Here is a 17,053-nt window from a genome sequence, read left to right on the forward strand (position 1 = left end):
GTGATCGGGAGGTAGCACTAGGTGAACTGCTACTCAAGTGAGCCGCTACTGTGGTGTGCGCCGGCGAAGGTCTGCCACGATGTCGTCGAAGGATCCGACATCTTCGAGGGCGTCTAACGAAGCCGTAATCGGGACTTCCAGCGCGTACTCGTAGTAGTTGCCGCGGGCTCCGGCGTTACGTTCGTGGCGTTCGAGGACGCTCTGCATCGTCAGGTCGCCGAGATGATCGTGGACGCTGCGCTTGGTGATCGGGTCGACGGCGAGGTGGTCGCAGTACCGACGGTACCGTGGGTACAGATCGCGCATCCGGACTGGCGTCTCGTCGCGGATCGCATGGGCAGTGACCGCCAGCAACACGAGATGACCGTGTACGGTCAGCTGACGCATCCCTTCTTGGACGCGTTCGGTCTCGATGACGTTCCGAGCCGTCCTGACGTGCGCTTCCTCGATGGCGTCAGCGTCGTCGTTACTGGCCAGCTCGCCGGCCCGCAACAACAGCGTGATCGCCTGTCGAGCACTGCCGGTGTCTTGGGCGGCGATCGCCGCACACAGCGGAATGACATCCTGATCGAGCGCGTCGTCACGAATCGCAAGGTCGGCACGCGACCGCAGAATCTGGCGCAGTTCGCCGGCGTCGTACGGCGAGAAGTGGAGTTCTTCCTCGCAGAGCGTGTCTTTGACCTTCGGCGAGAGCTGTTCTCGGAAGGCAAAGTTGTTCGAGATGCCGATGAGACCGGGCTTGACCGATTCCAGATAGCCGTTCGACCGAGCCCGCGGAAGTTCATAGAGAATGTCGTCGTCGGTGCCGATGTTGTCGATCTCGTCGAGGACGATCAGCACCGTTCCGCCGATCGATTCCAGCTCGTCGTAGAGCATATCGAAGACGGTCGCCTCGGGATAGCCAGTCGTGCTGATCTGGCGGTTGGGATCGCGGAGTTCGTTCACCAAGTGAACCGCAATCTGGTACGAGGAGTTGAGCGTGTTGCAGTTGACGTGGACGATCGAGAGATCCACGTCGTCGTACCGCCGGCAGTCGGCGGCCAACTCGGAGAGCAAGTACTCGGTCGCCGCGGTCTTGCCGACGCCTGTCTTGCCGTACAGAAAGATGTTGTTGGGCTGCCAGCCATCGACGACAGGCTGAAGCGCGTCGGTGTACGCATCGAGCTCCTCGTCACGAGCTTCCAGCGAATCCGGTTCGTAATCGTCGCGGAGCGCGTCTTTCTCCTCGAAGATCGACCGCCGACGAGTGAACCGGCCCATACACCAACCAGACCACTATCTATTCATAAAACCACCGGATCAACTGCCTCAACTCCACCGAGTATATTTAAAAAGATCCACACCACCGATTCGAGTGCGCCACGACCTGTCGACACCAGCATCGGCACAAGCAGCCATCCTCTGCGGGCGAGCACGAGAGTGGCTGATAGGCGTTACACCCCACCCGGTTTCAATACGTCGAATCGACCATCGGCGTCCCAGCATCGGCGTCGGCACGCCTCGACGCTGAACACGTCAACGCGACACTACGGCGAGTCGATGCCATATCGACTGCACGACGCCGTGCTCAAAGCGAATCGTGGATCAGACTGAGGGGACAGTAGCCACAGGAGCAGACCGGGGTATCAGCGACTGCCAGAGAAGCGACTCGAATCACCTCGGTGTCGAACGACGGGTTCGCACTCGAAGGAGTGGTGTGTGAGTGTCGAACGGACTTGAACGAGTGGTGGGTGAGAGAACCAAAGAGCAGTCGGACGAAGGCAGGTCTGAGACGTCGCCCGATTACTTTCCGGAAACAATACATCATATACCCCGGCACTCGGCCGCGCCCCCGGCACAACGGGGGCACGCCTGAGCAGTCGCACTTGAACGAGTGGTGTGAGACACCCGCCAACCGAGTCCACGTAGCCTACTTGTACTGCTGACAGACTCGCCGGATCCCCTCTTCAAAGTCGATCTGGGGCTCCCACCCGGTCGCCTCGTGCATCTTCGAGGCGTCCGCGCAGGTGTCGTGGACGTACACGTCCTCGGGGATCGGATTCTCGACGTACTCGGGCTCGACAGCCGTGCCCAGTTCCTCGTTCAGCAGCTCGACGACCGTGTTGAAGTCGTAGGCCTCGCCCGTCCCGAGGTTGTACACGCCGTCGAGGTCGTGCTCGGCCGCCTGCACCAGCCCGCGCACGATGTCCGAGACGTGCGTGAAATCACGCGTCTGCTCGCCGTCGCCGTACAGCACCGGCGCCTCGCCGCTCGCGATGTCGTCGGCGAACTGCGCGATCACGTTCGCGTACTCGCCCTTGTGCTCTTCGGCGCCGCCGTAGCCCTGATACACCGAGAAGAATCGCATCCCCGCCAGCGTCAGGTCGTAGTGGTTCCCAAAGTACTCCGCGTACGTCTCCCGGGCCATCTTCGAAGCCTCATAGCCCGTGTTCACCGTCACGGCCATGTCCTCGGGCGAGGGCTCGGTCCGACTCCCGTAGATCGACGACGTCGAGGCGTAAACGATCGTCTCACAGCCGTCCTCGCGCGCCTGCTCGACCACGTTCACAAAGCCCTCGACGTTCACCCGCGCCCCCGTCGTCGGGTCGTCCTCGTGCATCGCGTACGACGACAGCGCCGCGAGATGAAACACCACGTCCACCTCCGTCGGCAGGTCGTCCTCGACCACGCTGCGCTCGTGGTACTCGACGCCGTCGTCGAGATTCGCCGGCGTCCCCAGATACCCGTCGTCGACCACGATCACGTCGTTGTCGGCCGCCAGCGCGTTCGCCAGATTCGACCCGATAAACCCAGCGCCACCCGTCACCAGAATCCGCTTGTTCTGCATGCTTCGAGAGACGCTCGCGGATTGTCAAAAGAGTATCCACACGAGACGACCGTTCTACGATGTCACTCCAAGCAGTCGACCCCCGTGAACTCGAAGCGGGCGCCGCCCTCTTGGCTGTCACCGACCGTAATCGTCCAGCAGTGGGCGTCCGCAACCCGGCGAGTGATCGCCAGACCGAGCCCACTTCGGTTTTCGTCGGTCGAATGTCCAGATTCGAATGCGCGCTTGGGGTCGTCGATTTCGAACCCCTCGCCGTCGTCGGCCACGAAGAACCCCCCTTCGCCGTCCCGCTCTATGACGCCGACCCGGATGAGTTCCTCGGCCGGGCCGTGATCGATCGCGTTCTGGAACAGGTTCTCAAAGAGCAGTCTGAGACCGCCAGTATCGGCCTCGAACTCGATCGATTCCTCGATGAGCAGCGATACGGCCGGTTCGTCGATCGACAGCCACGCTCGCTCGGCGACCGACGCGAGGTCGGTCCGAGACACGTCGTCGAACCGTCGTCCGGTGCGAGCGAGCGTCACGATGTCCTCTGTCAGCTGCTGGGAGTTATCAAGAACGGCTGCGGTCCGTTCGATGTGCTCGTCGTCGTGTTGCCGGCGCGCCAGCTCCAGCGAGCTTTGGGCGGTCGTGAGGAGATTCGAGAGGTCGTGCGACAGCACCTGTGCGACCTCTTCGAGTAGCTCCTCGTCTTCTAACGACTCGTTCTCCTCGGCGTCCACTTGTGCCAGAGTATCCCCCATCCTCGGGAACACTTTCACTCTCACTAACATAATTGCGACGGAATCCCCCAATTGTTGCTTCATCTAATTTCAGTGACGGCGGGGCGACGCCACGGCGGAGAGGAGCTGCGATCCCGTGACAAACTCTTTTGGGACGCACGCGAAACCCCCACCTATGGAACCCTACGGGGGCGACGTGTCGTCGGAGCCGATCGACTACGAGCCCGTCAGCGTCAAAGACGTCCTCGTGGAGATGAAAGACACCTCCGAGCTGCTGATCGATCTGGCGTACTCGGCGGTGCTCCACCAGAGTGACGCGGTCGCCCAAGAGGTGCTCGCACTCGAAGAGAAGATGGGCGTCCTCCAGATGCGCGCGCGGATGAGCCTGTTGATGGCCGCCCGCAACCCCCGAGACACCGAGCGGCTGGCGCCGGTGCTCGGCGTCGTCGCCGGAGCCGAGAAGATCGGCGACGCCGCCGGCGACATCGCAAAGATCGTCCTCGAAGAGATGGGACTTCCCGACGCGATGCGGGCGGCGATCCCGGACGCCGTCGAGATGCTCGTCCGTGGCACCGTCGACGCCGACTCGGAGTACGCCGGGCGGACGCTGGGCGATGTCAATCTCGAGTCCCAGACCGGCGTGCGCGCTCTCGCGGTCCGCCGGGGCTCGGAGTGGATCCTCAACCCCGGCCCGAATACGACGATCGAACCGGACGACGTTGTCATCCTCCGAGGCCCGGACCAGTCGATCGGAGCGGTCTACGAGACCTACACCGGCGAGGGCTACGAGCCGCCGACGGTCGACGAGCCGAGCGTCGCCGACCTCGATCGGGCGGTCGACTCGATCGTCCACATGAAAAACCTCAGCGAGTTGGCCGTCGATCTGGCCTACAGCAGCATCCTCTTCGACAACGCCGCGCTGGCCGAGGAGGTCCGCAACCTCGAAGTCGAGGTCGACGCCCTCCAGTCCCGGTTCGAGGCGTGGACGCTCCGGGCCGCCGCCGACGCCGACGACCCGATCAGTCTGCGCGGGTTGATCCGGCTCGGTATCTCGACGGAGGTGATCAGCGACGCCGCCTTAGAGATCAGCGAAGGCGTCCTCCGAGATATCGAGGTCCATCCGGTCGTCGAACTGGCAGTCAAGGAGAGCGACGAGATTATCTCGCGGATCGAAGTCGAGCCGGAAAGTCGACTCGTCGGGTCCACCGTGGTCGACGGCATCCCGGACACCGAAGTCAGCATGAGCGTCATCGCCATCCGTCGGCCCGAGGAGGGCTGGCTGCTCGTCACGGACGCCGAAACCGAACTCGCCGCCGGCGACGTGCTGATCGCCAAGGGAACCCGGACCTCCGCCGAGGCGTTCGAAGAATTGACTGAAGGCTGAGCGACGGCGTCCCGTCGCCGGTCACTGCAGGACGGCCAGCGCCACGCCGAAGAGAATGAACACGCCGAGCACGTCGGTGACGTTGGTGACGATCGGGATCGTCGTCTCGTCGGGGTCGACGCCGAGCCGGTAGGACGCGTACGTCGCGCCGATGCTCAGGCCGGCGGCGACCAGTGCGAGCAACATCCCGCTGCCCAGCGAGATCACCAACAGGTTCGAAAGTGCCATCGGTTCGCCGAGCAGGTGGCCGATCCCAAAGGCCGCGACGCCGGTGATGCCGAACACGGTCGCCGCGAGCGCGAGCGTGGCGATCACGTCAACCCACAGCACCGGATCGCGGGGATCAAACGACAGCGTCCCGAGGTGGAGCCGCGTCGAGAGCCGAGCGCTCAGGATTGCACCGAGATTGCCGCCGGTACCGATCATTACGGGAACGAGCACCGCGAGCACGCGATACTCCGCCAGAAACGCCTCGTAGGTGTCGAGCACGAGCCCCGAGCCGAGTTCGAGCGCGCTCAGAGCGGCCAAGATCGGCACCATCCGGCGCACGATGCCTGAGACCGTCCAGCCGCCGAGCGAGTCGGTCGCCATCAGAGCACCACCCCCACGGTGACGAGCGCGACGTACAGGAAGAAGACGCCGAAGATGTCCCCGATCGTGGTGACGATCGGGCCGACGAGGTTGTCCGGATCCAGCCCGCGTTCGTAACTGGCGAAAATCAGCGTGAGCAGGCCGCCGATCAGCACGACCGCGGTCAGCGTCCCCGCGAGGACGAGCACGGCGACCAGTTCGAGCAGGCTGGCCGAATCCCGTCCGAGCGCTGCGAGCAGCCCCCACGAGGCCGTGGCGATGAAGACGGAGATCGTGATGCCGTTGACGTACGACGCGACGACGGCGTTGACGAGTCGCTGTTGCCACTCGAACTCGGGGTCGATCAGCCCCTGATGGATGCCGCTGGCGACGCGCGCGCCGAGCGAGCCGTAGACGTTCCCGCGAGTCGCCAGAAACGCCGGGAGGAGGAGCCACATACCGGGGAACTGCTCGAACGCGCGCGTCATCGCGTCCGAGCCGAGTACGGTGCCGGCGACCAAGCCGCCGACGAGGCTGGCGAGCAAGACGGGCAGCGACTGCCGGTAGACCTGCCAGACCTCCCGGCGGACGTCCATACACGAGTGTGATCCAGTTCGATGTTAAACCTACCGAGAGGCAGAACCAGCGGCGGCGTCACGACGCCACAGCGATCGGCGCGAACGGCGTCAGTCGAGGTACTCCGCGACGACTACTCGTGGCGAACGTCAGTCACAGTTCCGACGCCCTTGCTCTGGCCCTCCCGGAAGACGAAGCGCTGGCCCTCCTCGATCAGATAGGGTTTGAATTTGAACCGGACCGTCGCCGCGCCCTTGTCGCCGGGCAGGAGCGTCCCGCCCTCGGGGTAGAAGGCCGCAGCCTCGCTGATCGTCTCGACGTGGACGACCGGCTCGTAGCCGTCGTCGATCCGCGTGGGATGGTTGAGCACCATCACTTCGGCATCGAACTCGCGGACTGCGGTCGGATCGGCCTCACGCGGGAGAAGCGTCATGCCGCGTTCGACCTCGGATTCGGGGACGCCTTTCAGCGCGATGCCGACGATCCGGCCGGCCTCGGCGCGGTCGACCCGGTGGTAGTGCATCTCGATCGACCGGACCTCGACCTCGCGGAACTGGCCGTCGGACATCGGCCCGAGCAGGAGTTCGTCACCGGCTTCGACCTCGCCGGACATGATCGTCCCCGACGCCACGGCGCCGACGCCGGTGACGTTGTAGGTGCGGTCGACGTACATCCGGAACTCGCCGTCCGTGCCGGCGGTCTTGGGCAGGCGCTCGAACAGTTCGTCCAGTACGTCGATGCCCTCTTTCGTCACGGCGCTGGTGGTGACGACCGGAACGACGGTCTCGCTGATCTCCTCGACGGCGGCGTCGACGCCGTGGCGCTCGATCCGCAGCGGCGAGCGGTCGGCGTCCCGGAGCATGCGCTCGACCTCGCGCTCGACTTCGAGCAGTCGATCCTCGGCGACGGCGTCGGCCTTCGTGATCGCAACGATCGTCGGCAGTTCGGTGGCGAGCAACACGCCAAGATGCTCGCGGGTCGTCTTGGTCGGGCCGTCGTCGGCCGCCACCGTCAGCAGACCGTAGTCGAGTTTCTGGCCGACCAGCCCGCGGATCGTCGTCCGGAGCCACGGCTCGTGACCGACAGTGTCGACAAAGGACACCAGCCGATCGGACTCCTCGACGATGCGAGCCCGGTCGGACTTGCGGTGGGGGTTGTCCATCCGGACGGGTCCGTCGCCGTCGAAGCCGTAGACCGCGTAGGACAGATCCGCAGAGAGACCCCGCTCGACCTCGTGGGGCTGGACATCGAGGTAACCTCGCGTCCCGCCCTCGCCGTCGTCGGCCTGCCCGGTGACGAGCGAGCCGACGAGCGTGCTCTTGCCGTGGTCGACGTGGCCCGCGGTGCCGACGACGATGTGGCTGTCGTCGACATCCAGAATGGCGCCCTCGCGGATCGTTGCGACGCCGACCAATCCCGTCGAGGCGTCGCCGGCCGAAGCGTCGTCGGCGTCGCTGCGCGCGCTGTCGTCGCTGGCGTCGTCCGGCGGACGCTGGCTCATCGACCGCCCGCCGTCGGACGCCGAGTCGACGCCCCACGTCTGAACGTCCTCGATGTGAGCGCCGGCCTCCTCGGCCAGCAGGCTCAGCACGTCCATCGTCTCGGAGAACTGCTCGTGGGGAACGCCGGCCAGTCCGCCGTCGTCGGTGACGCCGACGACGTAGGTCGCCTCGCCGTCGCCCGACAGCACGCGGTGTCGAAGCTGTGCCGCCAGACTCTCGCGCCGCCCCTCCACGAGGTGTACGTCGCGCTGAAGTCGCTCCTTGAATTCGACGCTGCCGCCTTCCCGCTCGCCGCGCTCGATCGCCCGCTTGAGCACGGCCCGGTCGGGGCTCATACGCTGGCTTGGGCAACCGTTACCAAAAGACTTCCCACCGTGAGACAGTGACACGCATGGTGCCTGCAGAGACGGCCGGCGCTCGGCGCGATACCGTCGGTTAATTGGTGTACTCGAATCGAACGCCGTCAATCTCGATCCGGAGACCACCGGCGTCGCTCTCGGCAAGCGAGAGCTCCCAGCCGTGGGCTTCAGCGATCGCGCGGGCGATCGACAGCCCCAGACCGGGACGCCCCTGTTCGGAGGAGTAGCCGGCTTCGAGCACCTGCTCGCGCCGGTCGGCCGGGACGCCGGGGCCGTCGTCGGCGACGTAGAGGCCGTCGGCCGTCGACCCGACGGTGACAGCCACCGACCCGTCCTCGTCGGCCCCGTGCCGGACGGCGTTGTCCAGTAGTCGCTCGAACAGGTCGCTGATTCGACTGTACTCACCCGCGACGGGGCCGAGATCGTCGGCAGTGAGCGAGGCCGCGGGTGCGTCGAGGTCCTGCCAGCGCGATCGTACGACTGACTCGATATCGACCGGCTCGAACCGCTCGACTCGCTTGCCCAGTCGAGCTAGCGTGACGACGCCGTCACTGAGTTGTGCGATTTCATCGAGCGCCTCGTCGGCGTGTTCGAAGTACTCGTCGTCGCCGTCGCGGCGAGCGCGTTCGAGATAGCCGCGAGCGATCGTCAACGGGTTCTGCAGGTCGTGGCTGACGACGCTGGCGACCTCCTCGATCCGTTCGTCAGGTGGGCGGCCAGCCCCGCGGGACGCCGCTCGATGGGGTGTCTCAGCGGACGCTGGTGGTCCACCCGGCACAGCCGTGTCGCCCGTAAAACCGGCCGCTGCGCCGTCGGCGCCGCCGTCGGTCGCGCCGTGCAACGCGGCGCCATCGGCGGCGTGGACCGCCACCGCGGTGTGGATCCGATGGGCCAGCAGCGTAAACTGGGCGGGGCGGCCCTTCTGGAGATACTCGGTCGCACCGGCCTCGATCGCGCGTTCGACGAGCGCGCCGTCGTTCCGGGCGGTAAAGAGCAGGCACGGAACGTCGGGATCAGTCGCCCGGACGCGCTCGACAAGTTCGATCCCGTCCTCGGACCCCATATCGAAGTCCGTGACGACGCAGTCGACGCCGCCGCCGGCCAGTCGTTCGATCGCGGCGTCGGGGTCGTGAAACGTGGTCACGTCCAGCGTGTCGTCCTCCATGGCGAGGTACTCGGCCGTCAGCGCGGTGAACTCCTCGTCGTCGTCGACGTGCAGGACGGTGACCGTCTCTCGCATCGCTCTGAGAATACCGCTCGGGCTACATATCTCTTATCCCGGGCAGGCGGGGCGATCCTACTGATCGGTGGTCAGCGTCTCGTAGGCTTTGTTCACCCGCTTGAACGCCTCCTCGCTCCCGCCGTCGGCGTCCGGGTGGACGGATTTGACCTTCTCGCGGTAGGCCGCCTTGATCCGGTCGGGGGCGGCATTCGGGGATACACCGAGGACGCGGGCGGCCTCGGTCGGCGACGGCCCCTCGGTGACGGACTGGCTGGCGGTGGCGCCGCGACGGCGTCCGGCCGCATCGGCATCTCCGCGGCGGCGTCGGCGCGACCGACCGCGGGCACTTTCGAACGGTCCGCGTGCGCCCCGGAAGCGCTGCTGTCGCGGCCCGGCGCCGAAGCCGCCGCGACGCCGTTCTCGTTGTTCGTACTCACCGGCGACGGCGCGGCGGCGGACGCGGTCGGCCATCCGCCCGGAGGCGTGATACCACACCAGATACGACGACAGCCCGAACGCCGCGGCGATCGTGAGGAAAAACAGGCTAAAGCGAAGCGCGAGAACGAACTGCAGGACCGCCATGATGCCGAAGACGCCGGACAGTGCCATCTGGAGCGTCGATCGCTGCACGCTCGGTGCTACGTGCTCCAGCATTCATATACTCTCGTGCGCATCGGAGGAGGCCACACCGGCTGCCAGCAAGACCGATTTCCGAGTGAATCAGACCGGTTCGCCGAACGCGTACACCGTGCTGTGACCGGTCACCTCGACCTCCAAGAATTCGCCGACCTCGACGCCGCGCTCGCTGGCGTTCTGAACGATAATCTGGCGGTAGGCGCCGTCCCGGCACTTGACGGAGTCGCCGGTGCCCTCCTCGACGGCCAGCACCTCGCGCGTCTCGCCGACCATCGACTCGTAGGCCTCGCCGACGATCTGTTGTTTGAGTTCGGACATCTCCTTCGAGCGGTCCTTCTTGACCTGTCCGCCGAGCCCCTTCAGGTCGGCGGCGTCGGTGCCGGGGCGCTTCGAGAAGCGCGTGACGTTGACCTTCTCGGGGCGGGTCTCGCGGAACAACGCCATGCTCTGGGCGTGGTCGTGGTCGGTCTCGCTTGGGAAGCCGACGATGAAGTCCGTCGAGAGCGTCCAGTAGTCGAGCCGGTCGTCGAACGTCTCGACGACCTCGACGAACTCGTCGACCTGATGCTGGCGGCGCATGTCCCCGAGCACGTCGTTCGAGCCCGACTGGACGGGCGCGTGGATGAAGTTGTACAGTTCGTCGTGCTCGGCGAACACGTCGGCGAGTTCCTCGCGGATGCCGTGGATCCCCTTCGGGTTTGCCATCCCGACGCGCACGCGAAAGTCGCCGTCGATCTCGGTACAGATGCGATCGAGCAGGCGGTGGAGTTTGCGCTCGCCCTCCTCCCAGCCGTAGACGCCGGTGTCCTGACCGGTGATGCGAATTTCCTTGGCGCCCGCGTGGACGAGCGCGCGTGCCTTCTCGACGTTTTCCTCGACCGGCGGCGAGTCGATCTTGCCGGTGGCGTGCTTGGTGATGCAGTACGAGCAGTCGCTCATGCAGCCGCGCGCGATCGGTAGGATGCCGACGACGCCGTCGAGGATCGGCTCGGTTCCGGCGGTCGTCGTCGGACACTCGCCGTTTCCGACGGCGTTTGGCACCTCGTCCCAGTGGAGCACGCGGGCGTCGATGCCCGCCTCGGCGAACTCCTCGCCCTGCGCGATCGCCATACAGCCGGTGACGATCAGATCGGCCGTCTCAGCCTGTAGCTCCTCGGCACGTCGAAGCATGTTGCGCTCGGTCTTCTCGACGACCGTACAGGAGTTCATGATCGCAACGTCGGCCTCGCTCGGCCCGTCGACCGGCCGGTGGCCCGCATCGCGGAGTTTGCGCTCGATCTGCCGGCTTTCACCCCGGTTCGACGTACAGCCGTAGGTCTCGATGTGATAGCGGGCCATCTCGTCGGACAGTGGGGACCGCGTGGCAAAAAGCGCGACGAAAGGACACGCCCCGCGGGATTTTCATCGCGGTCGTTATTGCCGTTATCGTCGGATAGCGACTCTAAGCAGACAATAGCGCTCGGAAACGCTGTTTAGTGAAATTATTCACCAAATATTGATCGCAACATGGATCAAAATATAAGTAGCAGGTGTAGCCACATACATAGCATGGCTGAAAGAAAATTCACAGTCACTACCGGCGCGGCGACGTCGGCGGTACTCGTCGCCGTGCTCGTGGTGAGCATCATCGGTGCGGCCGGCACGAACGGCGCCGCACAGCCGAGCATCGACGGCAATCAGATCCAGTCGGCGGGCGACGCTCCGACTGCCGACGAGATCTACGTCAAGGACAACGGTGACGCGGTGCTCGTCTATCAGGCCGACGAGGAAAGCGGCGACACCGACCTCCAGCAGATGGAACTGGGCATGTCGGTCAGCGAGGGGCTGGCCCACGTGCTGATCAAAGGAGACTCCGAAGAGCTCGAAGACAACGCGAGCGGCGGGCTGACGCTGTTGCTCGAACGGAACCGGTTCACCGGGAACGGGACCTTCGGCATGGACAAGCCCGAAGATCTCGACTCGCTCACGCTCGACGTGATGGCCGAGCGCACGAGCGAGACCAACACGTTCGACGCCGACTTCTCCGCGAGCGCACCGCTCGACGGACAGGCTGCACAGGCCCAGTCGATGCAGACCAGCGGGAGCATGAGCATGTCCGCGGACACGTTCACGACGAGCGGCACGTTCTCGGCCGAAACCGCGCTGCCCGTCGAGGAGTCCTACGACGTGAGCGCGAGCGGGACCGAAACCGGGTACTCGCTGTCGGTCTCCCAGACCCAGCCCGTGAGCGAGTATCAGGCCGACCGCTGGAACAGTCGTACCGCCGCAAAGCAGACGCTCGAAAGCCAGTTCGGCGGCGTCGCTGAGAGCTTCGGCGGCACCAGCACGGTGACGATCGAGAGCTACTCCTTCGAGCAGTCCGCTGGCACCACCAGCACGCTCGATATCTCCTACACGATCGAGTACAGCGGCGTCAAAGACGGCGTCGCCGCCGCGCTGGAGAGCCAGCTCGCAAACGACCCCTCGCTCGACATGAGCAGCGAGGAAGCCAGCGCCGTCGCTCAGAGCGTGGTCGACGTCGAACTCCGCACGCTCGACGCCAACCTCGACGCCAGCGCCGGCACTGTCGAGGGCGGCTGGGAGGTCGAAATCGGCAACTACGCCCAAGCGCTCCGCTCGGGACTCGACATCGCCGAGCAGCAGTCGACCGACGAGAACGTCACCGAAGCGATCGGACAGATCAACACGATGCTGGACGCCCAGCAAGCCGCGGACCTCCGACAGACGGTCGAGTGGTCGGGGAGCCTGACGACGACCGACAGCACGGTCGAGATGCAGGCCAACGTCTCCAGTGACTCGGAGAACTGGGCCGCGTACGTCGACGAGCTGCAGGCCAACGGCGTCGACGCCGCCCAGAACGACGTGTCGATGGAGCTCCACGCACAGACCGAAGACGGACGCCTCACCGCCGATATGTCGATGAGCGTCGAGCAGGAAGACCTCGTCGGCACCATGGTCGACTCGATCATGCAGTCGGCCGCCCAGAGCCCGACCGGAAGCGAGCAGAGCCAGCGCATCCTCCGCCAGCTCAAGAACTCGCAGTTCCAGACCGGCAAGATCGACGTGAGCGTCGACTCCGAAAACGTCGTGATCGAGGCCGGCGCGAAGTTCGACAACATGTCCGCGCTGGGCCAGCAGATCAACGAGGCCTACGGCGGCCACACCGTCACGCAGGTCGCCGGGACGCTCGCCGACAGCGAGAGCAACGCGATGCACGTCCACGTCGACAGCCTCGTCGCCGCCGACGCGGGCGAATCCGACGTGAGCGCGCTTGCCGTCGCCGACTCCGAAACGGAGATCAACATGGCCGGCGACTGGGACCGCTCGTTCAGCACGATGGACACCGAGCGCGCAAAGCAGTTCCTCGGACTGAGCGACTCCGAGAGCGACGAGGAAGGCTCCGACTCCAGCCTGCCCGGCTTCGGACCGGCCGTCGCCGTGCTCGCGCTGGTCGGCGCGGCGCTGATCGCTCGACGCCGTAACTGAGCAGCGACCTCGAACGGGGCGTTTTTTCTTTTACTGATCGCGGTACTCCGCAGCGATGTCGGCGCCACTTGAGGCGCCGATCCGCTCTGCACCGGCGTCGAGCAGTTCGCGGGCGCGCTCGTAGCTGCCGATGCCGCCGCTTGCCTTGACGGGGAGAAACTCCGAGAGCAGTTCGACGTCGTGGACCGTCGCGCCGCCGGGATGATCGGCCGGATCGGCGAATCCCGTTGCGGTCTTGAGGTAGTCCACGTCAGCCTCGACCGCTAGCTCGGCGATCCGCCGGAGTTCGGCGTCGTCGAGCAGCGGCGCCTCGACGATGACCTTCACCGGAACCGCGACCGCGGCGGCGAGTTCGGCCAGTTCGTCGCGGACGGCGTCGTCCTCGCCGGCGCGCAGGCGGCCGATGTTGGCCACCACGTCGATCTCGTCGGCGCCGGCTCGGACCGCGTCGACCGCCGTCTGAACTTTGATCGCGGTCGGCTCTTGGCCGTGAGGAAACCCCGCAACAGTCACCAGCAACACGTCCGGCGCGTGCTCGGCCGCCTCGGGGACAAAACACGGCGGGATGCAGGCGTTCGTGCCGTATTGTTCGGCCTCGCCGAGCACCCGACGAACGTCCGCGGGCGTCGTCTCTGGCCCGAGAACGGTGTGGTCGATGCGCTCGGGGAAGTCGGCGTACTCCATGATCGGTAGAGTGACCCCGGGGAGAAAAAGCCGCAGGGCGGCTGCGATGTCGCACCGACGGCATTTGTCCAGAGCGTGCGCGCCACTGAGTCGCCCGTCGGCGAGCAACTCGTCGAGAGAGCGGCGGGCTGCTGCGCTCGGCGATAGCCGTATGCCACACCCGATGGCTTGCGCGTGCAAGCCGGCTACCCCGCAATTACCTGTGTGGTAAACCTACCCAATCGGAAGGTTTTCAGCGTTGCCGTTCGCGTACCTCAGGTATGGTATTACCGGAAGGGTTGGCGATGCCTCCGTTGCCGTACGCGATCGGTCTCTTGGTGGGGGTGGTCGGCGTCGCCGGGCTGATCTATCTGCTTCGGCCGCCGGTGACGAACTGGACCGTCGTCGCGCTGTCGCCGTGGATGGCGCTTGGGGGCGTCCTCCACGGGCTCGAACGGCTTGGTACGTTTCCCGAGTCGATCGAGCCGCTGTTTGGCGCGCCGGCGGTGTACGCGACGATGGCGATCGTCACCGGATTGACGTGGGCGTTCGCCGGCGTCTCGGCCGAAATTCGAACGCACGGATCGACCGACCGGACGCTGGGGACGATCGGAACGGCCGTCCTGATCACTCTCTCGGTGTTTTCGGTGTATCAGGGGATCAACAACGGGACGCTCGCACCGTTCTGGCCGGTGATCGCCATCGTCGTCGCCGGCGTCGTGACGGCGATTGCGTGGGTGCTGTTGAGTCTCGGGTTCACCGAATCGGCCTCCGTCACGGGTGCGACCGGCGTCGTCGTGATCGGCGCTCACGCCGTCGACGCCGTCACGACCGCGATCGGCTACGACGTGATCCCCGGTATCTCCGAGCGGACGCCGCTGTCGAGAATCATCTTGCAGATCGGCGACGCGCTGCCGACCGCCGACCTGATCGGCGCGGGCTGGCTGTTCGTGTTCGTCAAACTGTTCATCGCGGGAGCGGTGGTCGTGTTGTTCCGCGAGTACGTCAAAGAAGAGCCGACACAGGCGCGACTGGTGTTGGCGTTTATCGCCGCGGTCGGGCTCGGCCCCGGCGCCCAGAACCTGCTGGTGTTTGCGATCGGCGGGCTGTAGGCGCCCGACAGCGTTTTCTCCCCGGCGACACAGCTTCGAATCGTTCGAATGGCGCGCGTTCTCACCGCTGGCCACGTCAACTGGGACGTGACGTTGGCGCTCGATCGCCTCCCCCGACCGGACGGCGAGGCACGCATCAGAGCCCAGTATCAGGCGGGCGGCGGGAGCGCGGCCAACGTCGCGGTCGCGCTGACTGGACTCGACGTTTCGACGGGCGTGCTCGGCAGCGTCGGCGACGACGAGAACGGCCTGCTCGTGCGCCGGGAGCTGGACGCCGCGGCCGTCGACATCGACGGGCTCGTCACCGTCCCCGACGCCGCCACGTCGGTCAAGTACCTGTTGACAGCCGAGGACGGCGAGGTTGCCGTGCTTGGCAACGACGGCGTCAACGAGGCGATCGGTCCCGACGATGTCAATCCCGATCGCGTCCGCCGAGCCGACCATCTCCATCTGACGAGCCAGCGCCCCGAGACGGCGGCCCGGCTGGCCGAAATCGCGGCCGAAGCGGGCGTCACCGTGAGCTTCGATCCCGGGCGGCGAGCGCCCGACCGTGACTTCTCGCGCACCTTCGAGATCGCCGATCTGGTGTTCTGTAACGACCGCGAGGCCGCCGCAGTCGGCGGGATCGAAGACTCGCTGGGCGACCACTGTACGCTCGTCGTCAAGCGCGGCGGCGACGGCGCGGCGGCAGTCTCGGCTGAGGCGACCCGTCGCCACCCCGGCTTCGGCGTCGATCCGGTCGACACCAGCGGCGCTGGCGACGCCTTTGCGGCGGGCTTTCTGGCCGCGTGGCTCGACGACGCCGACGCGAAGCGAGCGCTGGCGGTCGGTAACGCCTGCGGCGCGCTGGCTGCCGAGCGGACCGGCGCACGCACGTCGCCGTCGTGGGGCGAGATAGAGACGCTGCTGGCGGGGCGTCGGGACGCCGACGGATAGCCGACTGCGATAGGGAAATCGCCGGGAGCCGAACGCCGCCAGACGCCGAAGGCAAGCGCGCGTTTTTTCTTTCGGTTGGGCGAACGGTGTCGTATGGCCAAACAGCCCCACCTGCTAGTCGAGGACGGAGACGTGGCGGAGATCGTGCTGCTGCCGGGCGACCCCGGGCGGGTCGACCGGATCGCCGGCCACTGCGATTCGAGCGAGGTCGTCGCCGAGAACCGCGAGTACAAGATCGTCAACGCCGAGTACGAGGGGACGCCGCTGTCGATCTGTTCGACGGGGATCGGATCACCCTCGGCCGCGATCGCCGTCGAGGAGCTGGCCGCGGTCGGCGTCGAGACGGTGCTCCGGGTCGGCACGACCGGCGCGCTCCAGTCCGGCATCGAGATCGGCGACATGGTCGTCGCCAACGGCGCGGCCAAAGATGAGGGCACGACGGGGCGCTACGAGTCCGACACGTTCCCCGCGGTCCCCGACTACGAGGTTCTCTCGGGGCTCGTCGACGCCGCGGAAGCAAACGACGAGGACGTACACGTCGGGCCGGTCGCCACCGACGACGCGTTCTACGCCGAGACCGACGAGTACGTCGACGCGTGGGAGTCGGCCGGCGTGCTGGCCGTCGAGATGGAAGCCGCGTCGATCTTCACGCTCGCCCGCCGGAAGGGCCTTCGCTCGGGCGCGATCTGTACGGTCGACGGGAATCTCGTCGAGGGCACGCAGAAAGGCGAGACCGACGACGAGGAACTGCCCGAGAAGGCCAAAAACAACGTCGAGCGTGCGATCGACATCGCGCTCGACGCCGCGGCGTCGCTGTAAGCGCCCGACCGAGGGCGTCGCGCATCGGGCTGTGAAAGTCCCGCACGGCGCCGGGGAGCCATCGAAGCCCTTATTGGCGCAGTTGTCGTTTTCCACCGTAGTAACCATGGCAGAGAAACCGGCCTCGATGTACCGGAATATCGACAAGCCGCCCTACACGCGCAAGGAGTTCATGGGCGGCATCCCCGGCTCGAAGATCGCACAGCACCAGATGGGCGACCTCCAGTCCGACCCCGAGG

General features: G+C 66.0%; 15 protein-coding genes and 1 pseudogene. 6 read left to right on the forward strand and 10 right to left on the reverse strand.

Annotated elements, in window-relative coordinates; translation table 11 throughout:
- Positions 1-45 precede the first annotated feature (45 nt).
- From CRO01_RS06530 to CRO01_RS06540, 3 genes are all read right to left on the reverse strand, one after another.
- Positions 46-1,260, reverse strand: a complete 1,215-nt coding sequence (locus CRO01_RS06530; RefSeq protein WP_097008269.1) for an orc1/cdc6 family replication initiation protein — start codon at positions 1,258-1,260, stop codon at positions 46-48.
- A 649-nt stretch (positions 1,261-1,909) separates the two neighbouring features.
- The gene (locus CRO01_RS06535) at positions 1,910-2,827 is read right to left on the reverse strand and encodes an NAD-dependent epimerase/dehydratase family protein (protein WP_097008270.1); all 918 of its coding nucleotides are present in this window, start codon (positions 2,825-2,827) and stop codon (positions 1,910-1,912) included.
- A gap of 62 nt (positions 2,828-2,889) precedes the next feature.
- Complete coding sequence (locus CRO01_RS06540; RefSeq protein ID WP_179747409.1) at positions 2,890-3,570, reverse strand: sensor histidine kinase; 681 nt, start codon at positions 3,568-3,570, stop codon at positions 2,890-2,892.
- Between the two features lie 154 nt (positions 3,571-3,724).
- On the opposite strand from CRO01_RS06540, the gene CRO01_RS06545 reads away from it, so the two are divergent.
- On the forward strand, positions 3,725-4,933 hold the full coding sequence (locus CRO01_RS06545; RefSeq protein ID WP_097008272.1) for a potassium channel family protein: 1,209 nt from the start codon (positions 3,725-3,727) through the stop codon (positions 4,931-4,933).
- Between the two features lie 21 nt (positions 4,934-4,954).
- Here CRO01_RS06545 and CRO01_RS06550 read toward each other — a convergent pair whose 3' ends face one another.
- The 6 genes from CRO01_RS06550 to CRO01_RS06575 form a co-directional block, all read right to left on the reverse strand.
- Positions 4,955-5,524, reverse strand: a complete 570-nt coding sequence (locus tag CRO01_RS06550) for a magnesium transporter (RefSeq protein ID WP_097008273.1) — start codon at positions 5,522-5,524, stop codon at positions 4,955-4,957.
- Positions 5,524-6,099, reverse strand: a complete 576-nt coding sequence (locus CRO01_RS06555; RefSeq protein ID WP_097008274.1) for a magnesium transporter — start codon at positions 6,097-6,099, stop codon at positions 5,524-5,526. Before CRO01_RS06555 ends, CRO01_RS06550 begins: the two co-directional genes overlap by 1 nt.
- Positions 6,100-6,212: 113 nt before the next feature.
- Entirely contained in the window at positions 6,213-7,916 is a 1,704-nt protein-coding gene (locus CRO01_RS06560; protein ID WP_097008275.1) for a GTPBP1 family GTP-binding protein, read from the reverse strand.
- A gap of 100 nt (positions 7,917-8,016) precedes the next feature.
- Positions 8,017-9,180, reverse strand: a complete 1,164-nt coding sequence (locus CRO01_RS06565; protein WP_097008276.1) for an ATP-binding response regulator — start codon at positions 9,178-9,180, stop codon at positions 8,017-8,019.
- Positions 9,181-9,237: 57 nt separating this feature from the next.
- Positions 9,238-9,816, reverse strand: coding sequence for a J domain-containing protein (locus CRO01_RS06570; RefSeq protein ID WP_245838509.1), 579 nt, complete (start codon positions 9,814-9,816; stop codon positions 9,238-9,240).
- A gap of 66 nt (positions 9,817-9,882) precedes the next feature.
- The gene (locus CRO01_RS06575; RefSeq protein ID WP_097008278.1) at positions 9,883-11,136 is read right to left on the reverse strand and encodes a tRNA (N(6)-L-threonylcarbamoyladenosine(37)-C(2))-methylthiotransferase; all 1,254 of its coding nucleotides are present in this window, start codon (positions 11,134-11,136) and stop codon (positions 9,883-9,885) included.
- 210 nt (positions 11,137-11,346) lie between these two features.
- On the opposite strand from CRO01_RS06575, the gene CRO01_RS06580 reads away from it, so the two are divergent.
- On the forward strand, positions 11,347-13,284 hold the full coding sequence (locus CRO01_RS06580; RefSeq protein WP_143824920.1) for a PGF-CTERM sorting domain-containing protein: 1,938 nt from the start codon (positions 11,347-11,349) through the stop codon (positions 13,282-13,284).
- A 30-nt stretch (positions 13,285-13,314) separates the two neighbouring features.
- Here CRO01_RS06580 and deoC read toward each other — a convergent pair whose 3' ends face one another.
- Positions 13,315-13,968, reverse strand: coding sequence for a deoxyribose-phosphate aldolase (gene deoC, locus CRO01_RS06585; protein ID WP_097008280.1), 654 nt, complete (start codon positions 13,966-13,968; stop codon positions 13,315-13,317).
- Between the two features lie 260 nt (positions 13,969-14,228).
- Here deoC and CRO01_RS06590 point away from each other — a divergent pair, with 260 nt between their 5' ends.
- From CRO01_RS06590 to rpl10e, 4 genes and pseudogenes are all read left to right on the forward strand, one after another.
- Entirely contained in the window at positions 14,229-15,059 is an 831-nt protein-coding gene (locus CRO01_RS06590) for a DUF63 family protein (RefSeq protein WP_097008281.1), read from the forward strand.
- Between the two features lie 48 nt (positions 15,060-15,107).
- Positions 15,108-15,995, forward strand: coding sequence for a carbohydrate kinase family protein (locus CRO01_RS06595; protein WP_097008282.1), 888 nt, complete (start codon positions 15,108-15,110; stop codon positions 15,993-15,995).
- A 93-nt stretch (positions 15,996-16,088) separates the two neighbouring features.
- Positions 16,089-16,814, forward strand: coding sequence for a nucleoside phosphorylase (locus tag CRO01_RS06600; protein ID WP_097008283.1), 726 nt, complete (start codon positions 16,089-16,091; stop codon positions 16,812-16,814).
- 106 nt (positions 16,815-16,920) lie between these two features.
- Positions 16,921-17,053 (forward strand): annotated as a pseudogene (gene rpl10e / locus CRO01_RS16930) (50S ribosomal protein L16); the annotation flags it as partial.

Origin of the sequence: Natronoarchaeum philippinense, from assembly GCF_900215575.1 — an archaeon.
Classification (GTDB): Archaea; Halobacteriota; Halobacteria; order Halobacteriales; family Natronoarchaeaceae; genus Natronoarchaeum; species Natronoarchaeum philippinense.

Coding starts and splice junctions, on each gene's coding strand:
- CRO01_RS06530 (WP_097008269.1), bottom strand. CDS start 1,260: ATGGGCCGGTTCACTCGTCGGCGGTCGATCTTCGAGGAGAAAGACGCG.
- CRO01_RS06535 (WP_097008270.1), bottom strand. CDS start 2,827: ATGCAGAACAAGCGGATTCTGGTGACGGGTGGCGCTGGGTTTATCGGG.
- CRO01_RS06540 (WP_179747409.1), bottom strand. CDS start 3,570: ATGGGGGATACTCTGGCACAAGTGGACGCCGAGGAGAACGAGTCGTTA.
- CRO01_RS06545 (WP_097008272.1), top strand. CDS start 3,725: ATGGAACCCTACGGGGGCGACGTGTCGTCGGAGCCGATCGACTACGAG.
- CRO01_RS06550 (WP_097008273.1), bottom strand. CDS start 5,524: ATGGCGACCGACTCGCTCGGCGGCTGGACGGTCTCAGGCATCGTGCGC.
- CRO01_RS06555 (WP_097008274.1), bottom strand. CDS start 6,099: ATGGACGTCCGCCGGGAGGTCTGGCAGGTCTACCGGCAGTCGCTGCCC.
- CRO01_RS06560 (WP_097008275.1), bottom strand. CDS start 7,916: ATGAGCCCCGACCGGGCCGTGCTCAAGCGGGCGATCGAGCGCGGCGAG.
- CRO01_RS06565 (WP_097008276.1), bottom strand. CDS start 9,180: ATGCGAGAGACGGTCACCGTCCTGCACGTCGACGACGACGAGGAGTTC.
- CRO01_RS06570 (WP_245838509.1), bottom strand. CDS start 9,816: ATGCTGGAGCACGTAGCACCGAGCGTGCAGCGATCGACGCTCCAGATG.
- CRO01_RS06575 (WP_097008278.1), bottom strand. CDS start 11,136: ATGGCCCGCTATCACATCGAGACCTACGGCTGTACGTCGAACCGGGGT.
- CRO01_RS06580 (WP_143824920.1), top strand. CDS start 11,347: ATGGCTGAAAGAAAATTCACAGTCACTACCGGCGCGGCGACGTCGGCG.
- deoC (WP_097008280.1), bottom strand. CDS start 13,968: ATGGAGTACGCCGACTTCCCCGAGCGCATCGACCACACCGTTCTCGGG.
- CRO01_RS06590 (WP_097008281.1), top strand. CDS start 14,229: ATGGTATTACCGGAAGGGTTGGCGATGCCTCCGTTGCCGTACGCGATC.
- CRO01_RS06595 (WP_097008282.1), top strand. CDS start 15,108: ATGGCGCGCGTTCTCACCGCTGGCCACGTCAACTGGGACGTGACGTTG.
- CRO01_RS06600 (WP_097008283.1), top strand. CDS start 16,089: ATGGCCAAACAGCCCCACCTGCTAGTCGAGGACGGAGACGTGGCGGAG.